The organism is Novosphingobium sediminis (assembly GCF_007991615.1).
GTDB lineage: Bacteria > Pseudomonadota > Alphaproteobacteria > Sphingomonadales > Sphingomonadaceae > Novosphingobium > Novosphingobium sediminis.
The window spans coordinates 190594-207836 of the sequence record NZ_BJYR01000013.1 but is presented as its reverse complement, the minus strand read 5'-3'; the positions used below and the strand labels follow the sequence as shown (position 1 = coordinate 207836).

The 17243-nt window shown below is 65.4% G+C and carries 19 protein-coding genes; 5 read left to right on the top strand and 14 right to left on the bottom strand.

All coding sequences use genetic code 11. The features are described 5' to 3' along the window. The first annotated feature begins 85 nt into the window (after positions 1-85). Entirely contained in the window at positions 86-496 is a 411-nt protein-coding gene (locus NSE01_RS10740; RefSeq protein ID WP_147159578.1) for an endonuclease domain-containing protein, read from the top strand. Positions 497-570: 74 nt separating this feature from the next. Here the strand turns inward: NSE01_RS10740 and NSE01_RS10735 are convergent, their stop codons facing one another. Continuing rightward, positions 571-1044, bottom strand: coding sequence for a styrene oxide isomerase (locus tag NSE01_RS10735; RefSeq protein ID WP_147159577.1), 474 nt, complete (start codon positions 1042-1044; stop codon positions 571-573). A gap of 11 nt (positions 1045-1055) precedes the next feature. Then, positions 1056-1955 carry a metal-dependent hydrolase gene (locus NSE01_RS10730; RefSeq protein ID WP_147159576.1) on the bottom strand — a complete coding sequence of 300 codons (900 nt, stop codon included), beginning with the start codon at positions 1953-1955 and terminating at the stop codon, positions 1056-1058. 93 nt (positions 1956-2048) lie between these two features. Between NSE01_RS10730 and NSE01_RS10725 the strand changes: the two genes are divergently transcribed. Further along, positions 2049-2723: a TetR/AcrR family transcriptional regulator gene (locus tag NSE01_RS10725; RefSeq protein WP_147159575.1), complete on the top strand. Its 675-nt coding sequence runs from the start codon at positions 2049-2051 to the stop codon at positions 2721-2723. A gap of 62 nt (positions 2724-2785) precedes the next feature. On the opposite strand, the gene sucD is transcribed toward NSE01_RS10725, so the two are convergent. Next, positions 2786-3670, bottom strand: a complete 885-nt coding sequence (sucD, locus tag NSE01_RS10720) for a succinate--CoA ligase subunit alpha (protein WP_147159574.1) — start codon at positions 3668-3670, stop codon at positions 2786-2788. Positions 3671-3673: 3 nt separating this feature from the next. Beyond that, positions 3674-4873 carry an ADP-forming succinate--CoA ligase subunit beta gene (sucC, locus tag NSE01_RS10715; RefSeq protein ID WP_147159573.1) on the bottom strand — a complete coding sequence of 400 codons (1200 nt, stop codon included), beginning with the start codon at positions 4871-4873 and terminating at the stop codon, positions 3674-3676. A 219-nt stretch (positions 4874-5092) separates the two neighbouring features. Here sucC and NSE01_RS10710 point away from each other — a divergent pair, with 219 nt between their 5' ends. Further along, on the top strand, positions 5093-5869 hold the full coding sequence (locus tag NSE01_RS10710) for a 3'(2'),5'-bisphosphate nucleotidase CysQ (protein ID WP_147159572.1): 777 nt from the start codon (positions 5093-5095) through the stop codon (positions 5867-5869). 48 nt (positions 5870-5917) lie between these two features. Here the strand turns inward: NSE01_RS10710 and NSE01_RS10705 are convergent, their stop codons facing one another. The 3 genes from NSE01_RS10705 to NSE01_RS10695 form a co-directional block, all read right to left on the bottom strand. Beyond that, positions 5918-6379, bottom strand: coding sequence for a hypothetical protein (locus NSE01_RS10705; protein WP_147159571.1), 462 nt, complete (start codon positions 6377-6379; stop codon positions 5918-5920). A 243-nt stretch (positions 6380-6622) separates the two neighbouring features. After that, positions 6623-7624: an aldo/keto reductase gene (locus NSE01_RS10700; protein WP_147159570.1), complete on the bottom strand. Its 1002-nt coding sequence runs from the start codon at positions 7622-7624 to the stop codon at positions 6623-6625. Positions 7625-7693: 69 nt separating this feature from the next. Next, positions 7694-8386, bottom strand: coding sequence for a YiaD family glycine zipper/OmpA-like lipoprotein (locus tag NSE01_RS10695; RefSeq protein ID WP_147159569.1), 693 nt, complete (start codon positions 8384-8386; stop codon positions 7694-7696). Between the two features lie 156 nt (positions 8387-8542). On the opposite strand from NSE01_RS10695, the gene NSE01_RS10690 reads away from it, so the two are divergent. Continuing rightward, positions 8543-9868, top strand: coding sequence for a hemolysin family protein (locus NSE01_RS10690; protein WP_147159568.1), 1326 nt, complete (start codon positions 8543-8545; stop codon positions 9866-9868). On the opposite strand, the gene NSE01_RS10685 is transcribed toward NSE01_RS10690, so the two are convergent. From NSE01_RS10685 to ileS, 3 genes are read right to left on the bottom strand one after another with little or no spacing between them, the layout of a single operon-like run. Beyond that, positions 9869-10282 (bottom strand): DUF3035 domain-containing protein, encoded by a 414-nt coding sequence (locus tag NSE01_RS10685; RefSeq protein ID WP_147159567.1) that lies wholly within the window; start codon positions 10280-10282, stop codon positions 9869-9871. Then, positions 10282-10827 carry a signal peptidase II gene (lspA, locus tag NSE01_RS10680; RefSeq protein ID WP_147159566.1) on the bottom strand — a complete coding sequence of 182 codons (546 nt, stop codon included), beginning with the start codon at positions 10825-10827 and terminating at the stop codon, positions 10282-10284. The genes NSE01_RS10685 and lspA overlap by 1 nt, the downstream gene beginning before the upstream one ends. Next, entirely contained in the window at positions 10824-13703 is a 2880-nt protein-coding gene (gene ileS, locus NSE01_RS10675; RefSeq protein ID WP_147159565.1) for an isoleucine--tRNA ligase, read from the bottom strand. Before ileS ends, lspA begins: the two co-directional genes overlap by 4 nt. Positions 13704-13797: 94 nt before the next feature. On the opposite strand from ileS, the gene NSE01_RS10670 reads away from it, so the two are divergent. Then, positions 13798-14289 (top strand): tryptophan-rich sensory protein, encoded by a 492-nt coding sequence (locus tag NSE01_RS10670; RefSeq protein WP_147159564.1) that lies wholly within the window; start codon positions 13798-13800, stop codon positions 14287-14289. Here NSE01_RS10670 and NSE01_RS10665 read toward each other — a convergent pair. The 4 genes from NSE01_RS10665 to purE are packed head-to-tail and all read right to left on the bottom strand — an operon-like array spanning position 14274 to position 17243. Further along, entirely contained in the window at positions 14274-15206 is a 933-nt protein-coding gene (locus NSE01_RS10665) for a bifunctional riboflavin kinase/FAD synthetase (protein ID WP_147159563.1), read from the bottom strand. The two genes, NSE01_RS10670 and NSE01_RS10665, sit on opposite strands and share 16 nt — an antisense overlap. Further along, positions 15206-15694, bottom strand: coding sequence for a dihydrofolate reductase (locus NSE01_RS10660; RefSeq protein WP_147159562.1), 489 nt, complete (start codon positions 15692-15694; stop codon positions 15206-15208). The genes NSE01_RS10665 and NSE01_RS10660 overlap by 1 nt, the downstream gene beginning before the upstream one ends. Next, positions 15695-16750 carry a 5-(carboxyamino)imidazole ribonucleotide synthase gene (locus NSE01_RS10655; RefSeq protein WP_147159561.1) on the bottom strand — a complete coding sequence of 352 codons (1056 nt, stop codon included), beginning with the start codon at positions 16748-16750 and terminating at the stop codon, positions 15695-15697. A gap of 4 nt (positions 16751-16754) precedes the next feature. After that, a complete protein-coding gene (purE, locus tag NSE01_RS10650) occupies positions 16755-17243 on the bottom strand; it encodes a 5-(carboxyamino)imidazole ribonucleotide mutase (RefSeq protein ID WP_147159560.1) in 489 nt (162 codons plus the stop codon).

Genomic DNA, 17243 nt, shown 5'->3' with positions numbered 1-17243 from the left:
AACCGCAAGCAACAAAACGCTACACAAAAATCCTCCCCTAAAAGGGGAGGGGGACCGCCCGAAGGGTGGTGGAGGGGTAGCGCGCATGATCCACGGCCCGAAATCCACCCAGCGCAAGGCCGCCATCCTGCGCAAGACCATGTCACTCCCCGAAGTGCTCCTCTGGAAGGAACTCCGCCATCGTCCCGAAGGGCTCAAATTTCGCCGCCAGCATCCGGCTGGTCGGTACATCCTCGATTTCTATTGCGCGGCGGCAAAGCTCGGCATCGAAGTGGATGGCCACGTCCACAACACGGGCGATCGTCCACAGACCGACACCCACCGCCGCCTCTGGCTGGAAAACCAAGGCATTCGCGTGCTCCGAATTGCCGCCGCCCGCGTCCTCGCCGATCCCGTCGCCACCGCCGAAGCCATCGCCCGCTACGCCAAAAATCCTCCCCTGACAGGGGACGGGGACCACCCGAAGGGTGGTGGAGGGGTAGCGCCCGAAACCTGACGCCCCGCCAGACCGCTACCCCTCCGTCAGCGCTGCGCGCTGCCACCTCCCCTGTAAGGGGAGGATCATAGGGCTCACACCTGTCGCCGCACCCGCACCACGATCTCGATCACCACCCAGACCAGCGCGATGATGCCCACATAAAAAAGGAAGAACGGGATCAGGTTCGTCACCGGCGCGGCAAACTTCAGCCCCCGGCTATCCTTGAACAGCGCATCGAACAGCGAGGCGATGGGGAAGCACCACGCCGTCAGCACCAGCATCCGCGCGAGGCGCCGGGCGGTCTGGAGCGGCAGTGCCATCGCTGGCTGCAACGCGGCCAGCAACCACAGCATCAGCCCGTTGAGCACGCCTTCCATGTGGCTCATCCGCCAGGCCTTGTCGCTTCCGGGAAGCTGAACCGCAATCTTGCCGGGGATCGGCCACAGCTCGATGCTGCCGATGAGGTAGAATACAAAACCGAAGCCCGCGACGAAGCCCAGCAGCATCACATAGCCGCCCTGTACGATCAGCATCCGCTGGATCGGGCGCCATTCCGAACCGTCCATCTCCACTCCCCTCAGAACGGCACCGGCATCACGGCGCTCCCGGTATCGATCAGCGGCATCGGCGCGCCGCGCTGACCCGAGCGCGCATGCCCGGCGATCCATTCGCGCACCCACGGATGATCCTTCATCACGCGCGGATCGTGCCCCGGCACCAGCGCCCGCAGCAGTGCCGGGCCTGCCCCGAGCAGGAACCGCGCCGCCCACCACCAGACCTTGAGGCGCGAGGAAGGTCGCCGCCAACGGCCATCCTGCAGCAGCAGCGCGCGGTAGCAGCGCCGGCTCCACTGGATCACATCCAGCGATCCGTGCAGCACGCCAACTGCACGCCACCAGTACCCCGGCGAGACCGCCTCGTAGACGTCATGCGCGACCAGCTTGTGCTCGGTTTCCTCGACCATGTGCCAGAGGATGAACGAGGTCACGTGCGGGTCTGCCCCGCGAAACAGTTCCACCCGGTGGCCCACCAGCCAGTCGGTCAGCCCCAGCGTCATCGCCTCGAACCCCGCAGCATAGGCCAGTCGCACCGCGAGCGGCCGCTCCATCAGGCGCGCATAGGCCGCCGCCATCTCCGCCTCGACCGCGGCCAGGCTCTCATACCCCTGCCCCAGCAGCACATCGTTGAACCGCCGGTGCGTGCGGTAATGCTGCGTCTCCTGCATGCAGAAGTCACGCGCCTCGCGCCGCACCGCCGGGTCCTCGATCAGCTTCGCCGCTTCGCCCAGCGTGGCGACAAGGAATGGCTCCAGATGCGGCATGACGAACGACGCACCGTTGATCATCTGCGCGAATTCGGGCGCGCGCGGGATCCAGTGCGCCGGCGTGTCGTCCGCAAATGCGAAAGCGCCCTGCCGGACGGTTATCGGTGTGATCGTCCCCGCAACCGATCCTTCGTTGCCCTTGATGCCGCCCATCACTCGCTCCCCGCGCCGGCTCGACTCAATAACGCTGTTATGGAAACGCTATATCACTGGAATTCCAAGCGGCAAGCCCCCACTACCTAAAGTATGCCGAATCGGAGGAACCTCGCCACCGAACCCCCGCGCGAAGATCTCGCCGCGCGCCTTCTCGAAGAAGCGGAAGCGCTGGTGCGCCGCGATGGGCCGGACGGCGTTGCCTTGCGCGAACTGGCGCGTGCCTGCGGATCGTCGACGATGGCGATCTACACGCTCTATGGCGGCAAGCCGGGCCTCATGCAGGCACTCTATGCGATCGGCTTTGCGCGGCTCCATGCCTATGCGCTCGCCGTGGAGGAGCGTGCGGCACCGCTGCGCTGGATGGTTCGCCAGATGCTCGCCTACCGCCGCTTCGCGCTCGATCACACCGGCATGTACCGGCTGATGTTCGGCGGCGAAAAGCGCTTCTCCCCCACCGGGCGGCACAGCCAGTTCGTCTCGCTCGCGGTGCCGGTGGAAGACGCCTACCCCGCCTTTGCCGCACTGGTCGACGCGGTCGGCACATGCCTCACTCACCACCGCGGCGCAGCGCCCGATCCGGCCGAAGTGCAGGACCTTGCCTTCCTCGTCTGGGGCCAGATGCACGGCTTGGTCGGCCTCGAGATCGCCGGATACGCCGATGCCGCCGACGCGCTGGGCCGCTATGAGAGCGCCGTGCGGTTCATCTGCACCAACCTCGGCGCGGCAGCAGCCGATGTCGATGCAGAGCTGGCCGCCGCCGGCTGAGCCCAATGAAAAAGGCCGGAGGTTTCCCCCCGGCCCCTTTCTCGGTCGTCAGCGCGAGAGCCTCAGCCCTTCAGCACTTCCGCCAGCGTCTCGCCCAGCAGGCTCGGCGAAGGCGAAACACGGATGCCCGCTGCTTCCATCGCCGCGATCTTGCTTTCAGCATCGCCCTTGCCGCCCGAAACGATGGCACCGGCATGGCCCATGCGGCGGCCCGGAGGCGCCGAACGGCCCGCGATAAAGCCGGCCATCGGCTTCTTGCGGCCGCGCTTGGCCTCGTCGATCAGGAACTGCGCTGCGTTCTCTTCCGCGTCGCCGCCGATTTCGCCGATCATGATGATCGACTTGGTGTCGTCGTCGGCCAGGAACAGCTCGAGCACGTCGATGAAGTTGGTGCCGTTCACCGGGTCGCCGCCGATGCCAACAGCCGTCGTCTGGCCAAGGCCGATGTTCGAGGTCTGGAACACTGCCTCATAGGTCAGCGTACCCGAGCGCGAGACCACGCCGACCGAGCCCTTCTTGAAGATCGAGCCTGGCATGATGCCGATCTTGCACTCGCCCGGCGTCAGCACGCCGGGGCAGTTCGGGCCGATCAGGCGCGACTTCGAGCCCTGCAGCGCGCGCTTCACGCGCACCATGTCGAGCACCGGGATGCCTTCGGTGATGCACACGATGAGCTCCATCTGCGCGTCGATGGCCTCGAGGATCGCGTCCGCCGCGCCCGGAGGCGGCACGTAGATGCAGCTGGCGGTGGCGCCGGTCGCGGCCTTGGCTTCGGCAACGGTGTCAAACTGCGGCAGGCCGATGTGGCTGGTGCCGCCCTTGCCCGGCGTCACGCCCGCAACCATCTGCGTGCCGTAATCAAGCGCCGCCTGCGTGTGGAACGCGCCGGTCTTGCCGGTCATGCCCTGCGTGATGACCTTGGTGGCCTTGTTGACAAGAATGCTCATGGATCAGGAAACCTTCCGGACTGCGGCCACGATCTTCTGCGCGGCATCGCCAAGATCATTGGCGGGGACAATGGGGAGACCCGAATTGGCAAGGATGTCCTTGCCCTGCTGCACGTTGGTGCCCTCGAGGCGCACGACGAGCGGCACCTGCAGGTTCACTTCCTTCGCCGCGGCAACAATGCCGTCGGCGATGATGTCGCACTTCATGATCCCGCCGAAGATGTTGACGAGAATGCCCTTCACCGCCGGATCAGACAGGATCAGCTTGAACGCCGCCGTCACCTTCTCGGTCGTCGCGCCGCCGCCAACGTCAAGGAAGTTGGCCGGGAATTCGCCGTTGAGCTTGATGATGTCCATCGTCGCCATGGCGAGGCCCGCGCCGTTCACCATGCAGCCGATGTTGCCGTCGAGCTTGATGTAGGCAAGGTCGTACTTCGACGCTTCGATTTCCGCCGGATCTTCCTCGGTCTCGTCGCGCAGCGCAACGACATCGGGGTGGCGATAGAGCGCGTTCGAGTCGAAGCTCATCTTGGTGTCGAGGACCAAAAGGTTCCCGTCCTTGGTTTCCACCAGCGGGTTGATCTCAAGCATGTCGCAATCCAGCGCCATGAACGCGGTGTAGAGCTGCTTGGCGATCGTGGCGGCCTGCTTGTTGAGCTCGCCCGTCAGCTTCAGCGCATAGCCTACGGCGCGGCCGTGGTGCGGCATGAAGCCCTGCGCCGGATCGATCGTGATCGTCGCGATCTTCTCAGGGGTGCTGTGCGCAACCTCTTCGATGTCCATGCCGCCTTCGGTCGAGACGATCATGGCAACGCGGCCGGTGCCCCGGTCCACCACCATCGAGAGGTAGTATTCCTTGGCGATATCAACGCCGTCGGTCACGTAGAGCCGGTTGACCTGCTTGCCCGCTGCGCCGGTCTGCACCGTCACCAGCGTGTTGCCGAGCATTTCCTTGGCGAACGCCTCGACTTCCTCAACCGACTTCGCGAGCCGCACGCCGCCCTTGGCATCGGCCGGCAGTTCCTTGAACTTGCCCTTGCCGCGACCGCCCGCGTGGATCTGCGCCTTCACCACATAAAGCGGCCCCGGCAGCTGCTTTGCAGCGGCAACCGCTTCTTCCACGGTCAGGGCAGGAATGCCCGCCGGAATGCCGACGCCGAACTTGGCGAGCAATTCCTTGGCCTGATATTCATGAACGTTCATGCGTTATCCCCGCATCAAGAGAATGAGATCTAGCGGTTTGAACCGGCAGGTCGCGCTGCCTTAAGCACACGGCCAAGGGCTTGAAAAGGGTCCGCATACCCCAATCGCACCTGCACGGATGCATTCTCCGCCTGCAGCACCGAATACGAATGCACAGATCGCGCGCCGCAGGCAGCGCCCCCTTGCGCTAAGGCCGCCAAACCCGCATCGCAAATGGCGATGATCGACTTCGACCGCTTCCGCGCCATCATGGCCGAAGCCGGACGCCTGGCCCTCGCCAGCTGGCCCGGCCACGGCCACGCGCTCGAAGTGTGGGACAAGTCCCCGAACAACCCCGTCTCTGCTGCCGATCTCGCCGTCGATGGCTATCTCAAGCAGGAACTGGGGAGCCTCCTTCCCTCCGCCGGCTGGCTCTCCGAAGAAACCGCCGACGATCCCTCGCGCCTCGACAAAGGCCTCTGCTGGCTCGTCGATCCAATCGACGGCACCCGCGATTTCGTGCGCGGCCGCCCCGGCTGGGCCGTCTCCGTCGCGCTCATCTCTGAAGGCCGCCCGCTGATCGGAGCGTTAGATGCCCCAGCGCGCGGCGAATACTGGCAAGCCATCGCCGGACAGGGCGCGCACCGCAACGACCTCCCCCTCACCGCCAGCAACCGCCTCGAACTCAGCGGAGCCCGCGTCCCCGCCGACGCGCTCCCCCGCGTCGACCACGACCTCATCCTCGTCGACAAACCCAACTCCATCGCGCTCCGCATCGCGATGGTCGCCGCCAACGAAGCCGACCTCCTCGCCACCCTGCGCTGGGGCTACGAATGGGACATCGGCGCCGCCGCGCTCATCGCCCGCGAAGCAGGCGCGGCGGTGAGCGACGCCTTCGGCGCGCCTTTGGCCTACAACAAGCGGGATCCCCGCGCGTTCGGCCTGCTGGCGGCAGCACCCGCGATTCACGCAGCGGCGGTGGACCGGCTGGCGGAGCGCGCGAGCCGGATGGCTTAGGAAGAGCCTCCGGCGGGCAAGGGCCATCGGCCCTTGCATCCCTTGGTTTTACGTCAGTTTTGGGCCGTCGATCAGTCGCCGATAGCGCTCGTCTTTTGCTTCGAAGACACGCCCCTCGGACTTGGCGTCCGCAATGATGAACTGCTCGCTAGCCGTCCGTAGGTCGCCTCGTTCGAAAGCGACCTTACCAACTAGGAACTCAACCTCACCCATATCGTGACGCTTTTCTGCGAACATTGACGCTCGATCAGCCCATTCTTGAGCGCGGTCAAGGTCACCTCCTTTTAGAGCGAAGGCCACCCCATACTCAATTATCAGATAGGCGTTGGGGGTTTCCGGCTTCGGGTCAGGAACCTTCAACCAAAGTGAGGTCAATTGGGCTAGAGCGTCTTGAATATTGCCGTCGCGATACATCACGCCGATAGGCCGCAGTTCTGCCACTACATCCATAAAGGCTGAGCTCCGTTTTATCGCAAACTCGGGAAGAGAGATTTCGCCCACATCAACCATTGGGCGCTTCCTGTCAGTAGCACTTTTCCGCGCAGCCCAATACCTTCCGCGAAGCGGCATAAAGCCTGCGGCGCATCGACCACACTTCGTCATTGCGAGCGTAGCGAAGCAATCCAGAGCGGTTCTACGCGACTCTGGATTGCTTCGCTACGCTCGCAATGACGAACGGGAAGAGTGTGGGGATGCAAGGGCGATGGCCCTTGCCCGCCGGAGGCGCCAAAAACCCCCAGCCGGAGGCAAAAATCAAGCCGCTTCAAACTCTTCCGTATCAATCGTCGCCTGCATCGCCGGCCCATAGCGGTGCCCAGCCACTGTCTGGTGATTGATCAGCGCATCCACCTCGGCGACCAGCGCGGCGGAGGGTTCCCAATCCCACCGCGCGATGTTTTCGGCGAGGTGATCCTGCCGCGAGGTGCCGGGGATCGCCACCACATGCGGCCCGCGCGCCAGCACCCAGCCGAGCGCCAGCTGCGCCGCCGTCACGCCCTCACGCGCGGCCAGCGCGGCGAACTGCTCGGCAAGGCCAAGGTTGTGCGCCCAGTTATCGCCCTGGAAGCGCGGCATGTTCGGGCGGATATCGCCCTTGGGCATCGCGGCGGGATCGGGGCGTTCGTCCACCAGCAGTCCCCGGCACACGGGTGAGAACGCGACGAAAGTGATGCCGAGTTCGCGGCACACATCGAGCACGGCGATTTCGGGATTGCGCGTCATCGGCGAATATTCGGTCTGCAGCGCCGCAATCGGATGCTCGGCGTGGGCGCGGCGGACGGTTTCGGCGGACATTTCGGACAGGCCGATTCCGCCGATCTTGCCCTCGCGCACGAGGTCACCCAGCGCGCCGACCGATTCCTCGATGGGCACGGTGAAATCGCGGCGGTGAAGGTAGTAGAGATCGATGTGATCGGTTTTCAGCAGGCGCAACGACGTTTCCAGCGCACCCCGGATCGTCTCGGGCTTGCAGTCGATCCGCCGCGCCTTGCCGTCGACGATGATGCCGGTCTTGCTGGCGAGGAAGAACTTGTTGCGCTGGCCCGAGAGCGCCTCGCCGATCAGCGTCTCGTTGTGCCCGTCGCCATAGATGCGCGCGGTATCGAGATGGTCGTAACCAAGATCGAGCGCGCGGGCGAGGAGGCTCTTGCCGTCTTCATCCGAAGGCGGAGTGCCATAGGCCCAACTCAGCGACATGCAGCCAAGGCCGATGGGGTTGGTCTCTCGACCAGCAATCGTGCGACGCGTGAAAGTCATGCTTCAGGCTCCTTTGCCTGAAGCGATGCCAGCCGGGTCGACAGGACGTCAACCCGGCTGGAAAGGGAATTACTGCCCCTGACGCGCCCTTGCGACGTCTTCCTGCGTCACCGGCACGATCTTGATCTCGACGCGGCGGTTGGCCGAGCGGCCTTCCTCGGTGGCGTTGGAGGCAATCGGCTGGCTTTCGCCAAGGCCCTGGCTGCGGACGCGCCCGGCCGCCACCCCGCGCGAGGTGAGGTAATCCGCCACCGCACTGGCGCGGTTTTCCGAAAGGCGCTGGTTATAGGCGTCCGAACCGGTCGAATCGGTGTGGCCGGTCACGTCGATCAGCGAATCCGGATACTGCACGAGGCTCTGTGCCACCTTGTCGAGCGTGTCGCGGAAGGCGGGCTTGATCACCGTGCTGTCGGTATCGAAGGTCACGCCGTTGGGCAGGTTGACGAGAATAGCCTTGCCGCCGTCGACCGGGCTCACTTCCACGCCGGTGCCGGCAGTCTGCTCGCGCAGCTGCTTGATCTGCTTGTCGTAAGTGTAGCCCACGGCCGCACCGGCCACGCCGCCGATGCCCGCGCCGATGATGCGGCCCGTGCCGCCGCCGATCAGGCCGCCCAGCAGCAGACCCGCGAGCGCGCCGCCGCCTGCGCCGATGGCGGTGCGCGAGACCTTCTGCTGGCCGGTGTTGGGATCGGTGACGCAGGCCGAGAGGCTGACAAGCGAAACAGCGCAGAGGCTGGAAACAAGAACGCGCCGGATCTTCATGGTACTTCCCCTGTGAACGGCCCTCGTCTGAGGGTTCCTTGAATTGTACTTACACCGCCAGAAACGGTTACAGCCTGCATTTTCGTCCTAACATCCTGAACGTCACCCGAATAGCAGGCCTTCGCGCGCGCGGCCAAATCTGCTAGCGACCTTTGCGTGACCCCGTATCCTTGGCCCGACGCCCTCATCATCCTTGGGCTTGTCGTCCTCAACGCCCTGTTTTCCATGACAGAACTGGCGATTGTCTCGGCACGCCCCGCCCGCCTCAAGGTTGCGGCCGAGGGCGGCAGCTCCGGCGCAAAATTGGCACTCGAACTCGCCGGCGATCCCGGCAAACTGCTCTCTACCGCGCAGATCGGGATCACCTTGATCGGAATTATCGCCGGTGCCTACTCAGGCGCCAGCCTCGGCGGCCCGACCGGAGAGCGCCTCGCCGCGCTGGGCATGCCGGCCGAATGGGCCGAAACCGCCGGCTTCGTGCTGGTGATCGCCATCACGACCTACCTCAGCCTCGTTGTCGGCGAACTGGTACCCAAACAGGTTGCCCTGCGCGCCGCAGAGCCCATCGCGATCCTTGCCGCTCGTCCGATGCAGCTGATGGCCAAGGCAACCGCACCGATGGTCTGGGCGCTGAACAGCTCCTCGGCGCTCATCCTGCGCCTGCTGGGCATGCACCGGACTGCCGATCAGGACGTCACGGCGGAAGAACTCCACATGATCTTCGCCGAGGCCACCCGCTCCGGCGTGATCGAGGAAGACGAGCGCGCGCTGATGACCGGCATCATGCGCCTCGCCGACCGCCCCGTGCGCGAAGTGATGACCCCCCGCACCGAGCTCCACTGGATCGAGCGCCGCGCCCCCGAAACCGAACTGCGCGCCGCCATCGCCGACAGCCCGCATTCGCTGCTGCTCGTCGCCGATGGGTCGGTCGACAATGTGGTCGGCGTGGTCAAGGTGCGCGATGTCCTCTCGGTCCTCTTGCGTGGCCGCAAGGTCATGCTCGCGCGGCTGATGAAGAAGCCCGCCATCGTGCCCGACCAACTCGATACGATGGACGCGCTGCGCGTGATCCAGCAGGCCGAAGTGGCCATTGCGCTGGTCCACGACGAATACGGCCACCTCGAGGGCATCGTCACGCCGGCAGACCTGCTCGATGCCATCGTCGGCAATTTCGTCGCACATGGCGATGAGGGCGATGCGCCGATGATCGTCGAGCGCGAGGATGGCTCGCTGCTGCTCTCGGGCGCGCTTCCAGCGGATGCGCTGGCCGACCGGCTCTCGATCGAGCTGCCGGAGGACCGCGACTTCGCCACCGCCGCAGGCTTCGCGCTATCGGTGCTGAAGCGCCTGCCGAGCGAAGGCGAGCACTTCCACGATCAGGGCTGGCGCTTCGAAGTGGTCGACATGGACGGCCGCAAGATCGACAAGCTGCTGGCGAGCAGGATCAAGCCTGCTGCGCCTGCAGCTATGCTGGACGGCTGATCAACCCGCAGTGTTGGCGCGCGCCTCGCGGCCGTCGCCTTCAGGTGCTGCAAGAATATCGCGCAGCGTGCCGCCCTTGGCCACGGTCTTGGTCTTGGGATCGCCGACCACGCTGCGAATGCCGACCGCCGACGCGCCTGCCTTGCCCAGCGTGTCAGTTTCGACCGCACTGCGCGGAGCCGGGCCGCCGAACAGGGCATCGAGCGCCTGCTTCGAGCTATCGAGATCCTGCGGACGCGGCGCACCGGGATTGGGCGGCATCAGCGAGAAATCGGGCGGCACCACCAGCGGCGCCTGACGGCTGACGGCGAATTCGTCGGGCCGGATACGGTTGAACAGCGAGCCCCCCTGCGAGCAAGCGCCGAGCAGCGTCGCGCCGCCGGCAAGCATCAGGATGGCGAGGGACTTACGCATCAAACAGTCTCCGTGGCGGTATCTGGGCCGGTATCTGGGGCGGCATCGGTGTCAGCATCCGCCGCTTTGGCGGGCTTTTCGCGCGAAAGCAGCGACCGGGCAAGCAGTATCAGCACACCCACGGTGATCGCCGCATCGGCAAGGTTGAAGATCAGGAACGGACGCCATCCGCCGATATGCAGATCGGCATAGTCGATCACGAAGCCGCGCGTGAACCGGTCGTAGATATTGCCCAGCGCACCGCCCAGCACGAGCGCCAGCGCCAGAATCTCGCCCAGCACCTTTTCGCGCAGCATCCACACCGCAACGCCGAGCGCGATGAGGCCGGTCATTCCCAGCAGCGCGAACTTGGTCTCGCTCGAATCCGCGGTGAACATGCCGTAGGAAACGCCGTAGTTCTCGGTCCAGCGCAGATCGAAAAACGGCAGCAGCTTGATCACGCCGATCGTCTGCAGATCGAGCGGCCCCGCGACCAGCGCCTTGATGCCGCGGTCCAGCCCGAACACGCCAAGCGCCAGGCCAAATCCGGCGAGGCGGTTCCTCACGCGTCGATCCCCGCCACAACCTCGTCACAGCGGCCGCACAGCGCGCCGTCCTCTGTCACTTCAGGCAGGTGCCGCCAGCAGCGGCCGCATTTGTGGTGGGAGGTCGGGACAATTTCCACGCTCTCGCCCTGCCCGCGCGTCACTTTCGCGGTGATGAACAGTTCGGCAAGGTCAGCCTCGGGTGCGTCAGCCGGAACCACGACTTCGGCCTGCAGGCTGGATCCGACGACCTTGTCGCGGCGGAGCGGTTCGATGGCCTCAGTTACCGTGGTGCGCAGCGCGCGGAGCCCCTCAAAGCGCTCGGCAAGTGCGGGATCGCGCCATTCCGATGGCAGATCGCGAAGTGCACCAAGGTGCACGCTGCCGCGATCCGGGAACCGCGTTGTCCACACTTCTTCCGCCGTGAACACGAGCACCGGCGCGGCATAACGCACCAGCGCGTGGAACAGCACGTCCAGCACCGTGCGATAGGCGCGGCGCTTCGGGTCCGTCGGCGCATCGCAATAGAGGCAGTCCTTGCGGATATCGAAGAAGAACGCCGAGAGGTCCTCGTTGCAGAAATCGATCAGCACGCGCGTGTAGGTGTTGAAATCGAAGTCCGCGATGGCCTGACGCAGCGCGCTATCGAGTTCGGAAAGGCGGTGGAGCATGTAGCGCTCCAGCTCCGGCATCTCAGCCGCCTCGACGCCTTCCGCTGCATGGTCGAATCCGTCCAGCGCGCCCAGCAGATAGCGGAAGGTATTGCGCAGCTTGCGATACTGGTCCGCAACGCCCTGCAGGATTTCCTTCCCAATGCGATGGTCCTCGGTGAAATCGACCGAGAGCGCCCACAGCCGCAGGATATCCGCGCCATATTCCTTCATCAGGTCGATCGGCGAGATCGTGTTGCCGAGCGACTTGGACATCTTCATGCCCTTGGCGTCCATCGTGAAGCCGTGAGTCAGCACCGCGTTGTAGGGCGCCCGCCCGCGCGTGGCGCAGCTTTCCAGCAGCGAGGACTGGAACCAACCGCGATGCTGGTCCGAGCCTTCGAGATAGAGATCCGCCGGCCACTGCAGATCGGGCCAGCGCCCGCTTTCGAGCACGAAGGCATGGGTCGACCCACTATCGAACCACACATCGAGAATGTCGGTAACTTGCTCGAAGTCCTCGGCGCGGTAGTCTGGCCCGAGGTACTCCTGAGCCCGCTCGGCATCCCACGCATCGACGCCTTCGGCGCGCACCGCCGCCACGATCCGCGCGTTCACGGCGGGATCGTTGAGGTACTGGCCGGTCTTGCGATCGACAAACAGCGTGATCGGCACGCCCCACGCGCGCTGGCGCGAGAGCACCCAGTCCGGCCGCCCCTCGACCATCGCACCGATGCGGTTGCGGCCCTTTTCCGGCACGAAGCGCGTATCGGCGATGGCCTGCGTGGCGATCTGGCGCAGCGTTGCGTTCGGATGCTCCAGCGCGCCGCCTTCGTTGTCCCAGCGCTTCTCGGCGCGGGTTTCGGCGTGCGGCATGTCGACCGGACGGTCCATCGGCACAAACCACTGCGGCGTGCAGCGATAGATCACCTTGGCCTTCGAACGCCACGAATGCGGGTAGGAATGCTTGTAGTCCGCGCTCGCCGCCAGCAGCCCGCCTGCCTCGCGCAGCGCCTCACAGATCGGCCCGTCCGGCGCGTTGAACTTGGGATTGATGACCGAGCCCTGCCCGCCGAGCCAGCCCCAGTCCTCGCGGTACTTGCCATCGCCCAGCACCGCGAACACCGGCTCGATCCCGTGCGCCTTACACAGCGCAAAGTCGTCCTCGCCATGATCCGGCGACATATGGACAAGGCCTGTGCCGCTGTCGGTCGTGACGAAATCGCCGGGCAGCATCGGGCGCGGCTTGGCGAAGAACCCGCCCAGCGCGTGCATCGGATGGCGGCAGATGGTTCCGGCGAGTTCGGAGCCTTTCACACGCTCCCATTCACTCTCATGCAGTGAGTAAATGCCAGGATTTTTATCGCCACAGCGCTGCAGGAAGGCGTCCGCCAGCGGTTCCGCGACAAGATAGGTGTCCACCGTGCCGCCATCCGGAATGAGGACGTAGTCAACCTCGGGGCCGAATGCGAGTGCCTGATTGACCGGGATAGTCCAGGGAGTGGTCGTCCAGATAACGGCAAAGGTGCGAAGGTGCCCTTTGGCGAGCAATTTCTGAATCGCGGGAGCGTTGGACTCCACAATCTCGAACGCCACATCGATCTGGGTCGAGACGATATCCTCGTACTCGACCTCGGCCTCCGCCAGCGCGGTCTTTTCCACCGGCGACCACATCACCGGCTTCGCGCCGCGATAGAGCTGGCCGCTTTCGGCAAACTTCAGCAGTTCAGCAACGATGGTGCCTTCCGCCTGCGGGTCCATCGTCAGGTAGGGATGGTCCCAATCGCCCTGGATGCCCAGCCGCTTCAGCTGCTCGCGCTGCGTATCCACCCACTTCTGGGCATAGGCGCGGCATTCGGCGCGGAATTCCTTCGGCGGAACCTCGTCCTTGTTCTTCTTCTTCTTGCGGTACTCTTCCTCGACCTTCCACTCGATGGGCAGGCCGTGGCAGTCCCAGCCGGGCACATAGGGCGCGTCCTTGCCGAGCAGGCTCTGCGTGCGGCACACCATGTCCTTGAGGATATGGTTCAGCGCATGGCCGATATGCATGTCGCCATTGGCATAGGGCGGGCCATCATGGAGAATGAACTTCTCTGCGCCCGCGCGGCTCTTGCGCAGCTGCTGATACAGCCCTTCGTCCTGCCAGCGCGACAGAATGCCCGGCTCCTTTTGCGGCAAGCCGGCCTTCATCGGGAAATCGGTCTTCGGCAGGAAGACGGTCGGGCGATAGTCGCGCTGTTCAGTCATAACCGCCGCGCCTTAGCGAAGCGCCCGGATTCCTGCAAACGGCGATAGCTTTCTTGGCGTGGCCAGCGCCCGCACCTTGCGATAAGTTCCGCCCATGGCCACCCATCCCCACCGCAGCCCTCTCGTCCGCGCCCAAGGACCATGGGCGCTCGGCGCCAATGTCGGACTGCTGATCACCATCACCATCGCGGTAAACGGCTTCCTCTTCGCGTCAGGCTTGGCAAGGCCGAGCGGCGGGCAGATGCCGATGATCCCGCCCGGCGCCGTGGTCGGCCTGATCTGGACGGTCCTGCTCGGCCTGATGGGCGCGGCGCGCTGGTCCTATGTGCGCGGCAGCGGGGATATCGGCTGGCGGTCATGGACGCCCTATATGCTCGGCGCGCTGTGTATCGCCTATCCGTTCTATACCAGCGGGTTGCAGCGCAATGGCGCAGCGTTCTGGGGCACCGTCGTCACACTGATCGCGGCGGTCCTCGTGATGTTCACCTTGCGCCGGAGCGGACCCCGCGCCCCCTGGCTGCTCGTGCCGACCGCAATCTGGGGCGGCTATGTGCTCAGCGTGATGATCGCCTACCCGCCGATGTGAGCAAGGAGGCGCTTCGCCTCGTCGCAATCGCGCGCCATCTGCGCCACCAGCGCATCGAGGCTGTCAAACTTCGCCTCGCCGCGCAGGAAATGGTGGAACGCCACCTCGATCTCCTGCCCATAGAGATCGCCGCTAAAGTCGAAGAAATGCGGCTCAAGCAATTCCTTGGGCGGATCAAACGTCGGGCGGATGCCGATATTGGCGGCACCTTTCAGCACCCGGCCATCAGGCAGATGCCCCGTCACGGCATAGATGCCGTAGCGCGGGCGCAGATAGCTTCCGATATCGAGGTTCGCGGTCGGGAAATTGATCGTCCGCCCCACCTTGTCGCCGTGCTGCACCGGGCCGCGAATCGCAAAAGGTCGCGTCAGCAGCCGCGCCGCCTCCTGCGGATCGCCTGCAATCAGAGCGTCGCGGATGCGGCTGGAGGAAACGACTTCGCCATCGAGCAGCACCGGCCCCACAGCGCGTGTCTGCAGGCCCACTTCCGCACCGACATCGCGCAGCACGCCGATATTACCGCCGCGCGCACGGCCGAACGTAAAGTCCTCACCCGTCACCACCGCTGCCGCGCCGAGCCGGTCTGCGAGCAGATCGCGCACGAACGAATCCGCCGTCGTGCTGGCGAGCGTGCCGTCGAAGGCAAACACCAGCATCGCGTCGGCGCCCGCTTCCTTGAACAGCACCTCGCGTTGATCGAGCGTGGTCAGCCGAAACGGCGGCGCATCGGGCTTGAAGTGGCGCACCGGGTGCGGATCGAAGGTCGCAATGATCGCCGGCCGCCCCATTTCGCGCGCCCAGCGTACTGCCTCGCCCGCCACGGCCTGATGGCCCAGATGGAACCCGTCGAAATTGCCCAGCGCGATCACGCCGCCACGCAGCGCCTCAGGCATTGGCTCGCTCGCGTGGAGGCGCATCAGGCCGCCCCTCGCTCGAACGTTACGAAATCGTGGGCCGGATATGCGCCATCGGCCGGAAAGCTTTCCCGCGCCGTCTCGCGCCACAGCGATGCCGGGTAGGGCAGCACGGTATCCCCGGCATAATCCCCATGCACTTCGGTCAGCTCATAGCGCTGCGCATGGGGCTCGAACTGCGCCAGTACATCGGCCCCGCCGATCACCGCGACATCGCCATCACCCGCCAGCGCAAGCGCGCCAGCCACATCATGCACAACCTCGGCCCCCGGCGCGGACCAGCCCGCATCACGCGTCAGCACGATATGCCGCCGCCCCGGCAGCAGCCCCGGCAGCGAGGCGAACGTCTTGCGCCCCATGATCATCGGCTTGCCCATGGTCAGCGCCTTGAAGCGCTTGAGGTCTGCGGGCAAGCGCCACGGAAGGGCACCCTTGTTGCCGATCGTGCCGTCCGAGGCGCGCGCCACGATCAGAAAGACCTTACGCGCCATTCAGAGCACCAGCCTCGTCACATGGCCCATCTTGCGCCCGGGCCGCACCGCCGCCTTGCCATAGAGATGGAGGTGGTTGGCAGGATCGGAAAGGATCGCCGGCCAGTCGTGTGCTTCATCGCCGATCAGGTTGTCCATCACCACACCCGCCGCGCAGAGCTCGGTCGAACCCAGTGGCAGCCCGCAGATGGCGCGCACGTGGTTCTCGAACTGCGAAGTGAGCGCGCCCTCGATGGTCCAGTGCCCCGAATTGTGGACGCGCGGCGCCATTTCGTTGAACACCGGCCCGGCGGCAGTGGCGAAGAACTCCAGCGTCAACACGCCGACATGGCCAAGCGCATCGGCCACCTGCTTCGCAAGCGCCCGCGCTGCTTCGACTTGCGCGCGCACGGCATCGCCTGCCGGCACCACCGACTGGCTGAGGATACCCGCCTTGTGCGCGTTTTGCGCCGAATCCCAGAAGCGCACGTCGCCGTCCGCGCCGCGCACGAGGATCACCGAGAATTCGGCCTCGAAATCGACGAAGCCTTCATAGACCAGCGGGACCTGCGGCAGGTCCAGCCCGGCAGCGTCCTCTGGCGTCATGATCCGCCATTGGCCCTTGCCGTCATACCCGTCGCGCCGGGTCTTGAGGATCCCCGGCGTGCCGATCTTCGCGATGGCTGCCGCCAGATCTTCGGCGTTATCGACCGTGGCCCACGGCGCAGGCCGACCGCCCAACCATTCGACAAAGCTCTTCTCCGCCGCACGGTCCTGCGCCACTTCAAGCGAGCGCGTGCCCGGATGGAGCGAAACCGAACCCAGCGCGGCGAGCGGCGCTACCGGCACGTTCTCGAACTCGTACGTCACCACGGCGCAGGACTTCGCGAAGGCGGCCAGCGCTTCGGCATCATACCAGCCGGCGCATGTGAACCCGGCGCAGACATCCGCAGCGATCGAATCCGTCTCGGGCGCATAGACATGGCAGCGATAGCCGAGGTTCGCTGCAGCCAGCGCGATCATCCGGCCAAGCTGGCCGCCGCCGAGAATGCCGATGGTCTCGCCCGGAGCGATCATGCGCCTAGACCGGCCGTTCCGCGACCGAATCGGTCTGCGCCGTGCGCCACGCCACCAGCCGCTCGCTCAGCGCGGGATCGGCAAGCGCGAGGATCGAAGCCGCCAGCAGCGCCGCATTGGTCGCGCCTGCCGCACCGATGGCCAGCGTACCGACGGGAATGCCGCCCGGCATCTGCACAATGGACAGCAGGCTATCCATGCCCTTGAGTGCCTTGGACTGCACGGGCACACCCAGCACCGGCAGATGCGTCATCGAAGCGATCATGCCGGGGAGATGCGCCGCACCGCCCGCGCCAGCGATGATGACCTGAATGCCCTCAGCGGCAGCGCCCTTGGCGAAGGCGACGAGCCGGTCCGGCGTGCGGTGCGCGGAGACGATCCGGCATTCATGCGCCACGCCCAGCTTTTCGAGCACGGTCGCACCGTTCTGCATGGTTTCCCAGTCGGACTGGCTCCCCATGACGATGGCGACTTTTGCCGCGCCTTCACTCAT

Coding starts and splice junctions, on each gene's coding strand:
- NSE01_RS10740 (WP_147159578.1), top strand. CDS start 86: ATGATCCACGGCCCGAAATCCACCCAGCGCAAGGCCGCCATCCTGCGC.
- NSE01_RS10735 (WP_147159577.1), bottom strand. CDS start 1,044: ATGGACGGTTCGGAATGGCGCCCGATCCAGCGGATGCTGATCGTACAG.
- NSE01_RS10730 (WP_147159576.1), bottom strand. CDS start 1,955: ATGGGCGGCATCAAGGGCAACGAAGGATCGGTTGCGGGGACGATCACA.
- NSE01_RS10725 (WP_147159575.1), top strand. CDS start 2,049: ATGCCGAATCGGAGGAACCTCGCCACCGAACCCCCGCGCGAAGATCTC.
- sucD (WP_147159574.1), bottom strand. CDS start 3,670: ATGAGCATTCTTGTCAACAAGGCCACCAAGGTCATCACGCAGGGCATG.
- sucC (WP_147159573.1), bottom strand. CDS start 4,873: ATGAACGTTCATGAATATCAGGCCAAGGAATTGCTCGCCAAGTTCGGC.
- NSE01_RS10710 (WP_147159572.1), top strand. CDS start 5,093: ATGATCGACTTCGACCGCTTCCGCGCCATCATGGCCGAAGCCGGACGC.
- NSE01_RS10705 (WP_147159571.1), bottom strand. CDS start 6,379: ATGGTTGATGTGGGCGAAATCTCTCTTCCCGAGTTTGCGATAAAACGG.
- NSE01_RS10700 (WP_147159570.1), bottom strand. CDS start 7,624: ATGACTTTCACGCGTCGCACGATTGCTGGTCGAGAGACCAACCCCATC.
- NSE01_RS10695 (WP_147159569.1), bottom strand. CDS start 8,386: ATGAAGATCCGGCGCGTTCTTGTTTCCAGCCTCTGCGCTGTTTCGCTT.
- NSE01_RS10685 (WP_147159567.1), bottom strand. CDS start 10,282: ATGCGTAAGTCCCTCGCCATCCTGATGCTTGCCGGCGGCGCGACGCTG.
- ileS (WP_147159565.1), bottom strand. CDS start 13,703: ATGACTGAACAGCGCGACTATCGCCCGACCGTCTTCCTGCCGAAGACC.
- NSE01_RS10670 (WP_147159564.1), top strand. CDS start 13,798: ATGGCCACCCATCCCCACCGCAGCCCTCTCGTCCGCGCCCAAGGACCA.
- NSE01_RS10665 (WP_147159563.1), bottom strand. CDS start 15,206: ATGCGCCTCCACGCGAGCGAGCCAATGCCTGAGGCGCTGCGTGGCGGC.
- NSE01_RS10660 (WP_147159562.1), bottom strand. CDS start 15,694: ATGGCGCGTAAGGTCTTTCTGATCGTGGCGCGCGCCTCGGACGGCACG.
- NSE01_RS10655 (WP_147159561.1), bottom strand. CDS start 16,750: ATGATCGCTCCGGGCGAGACCATCGGCATTCTCGGCGGCGGCCAGCTT.
- purE (WP_147159560.1), bottom strand. CDS start 17,243: ATGAGTGAAGGCGCGGCAAAAGTCGCCATCGTCATGGGGAGCCAGTCC.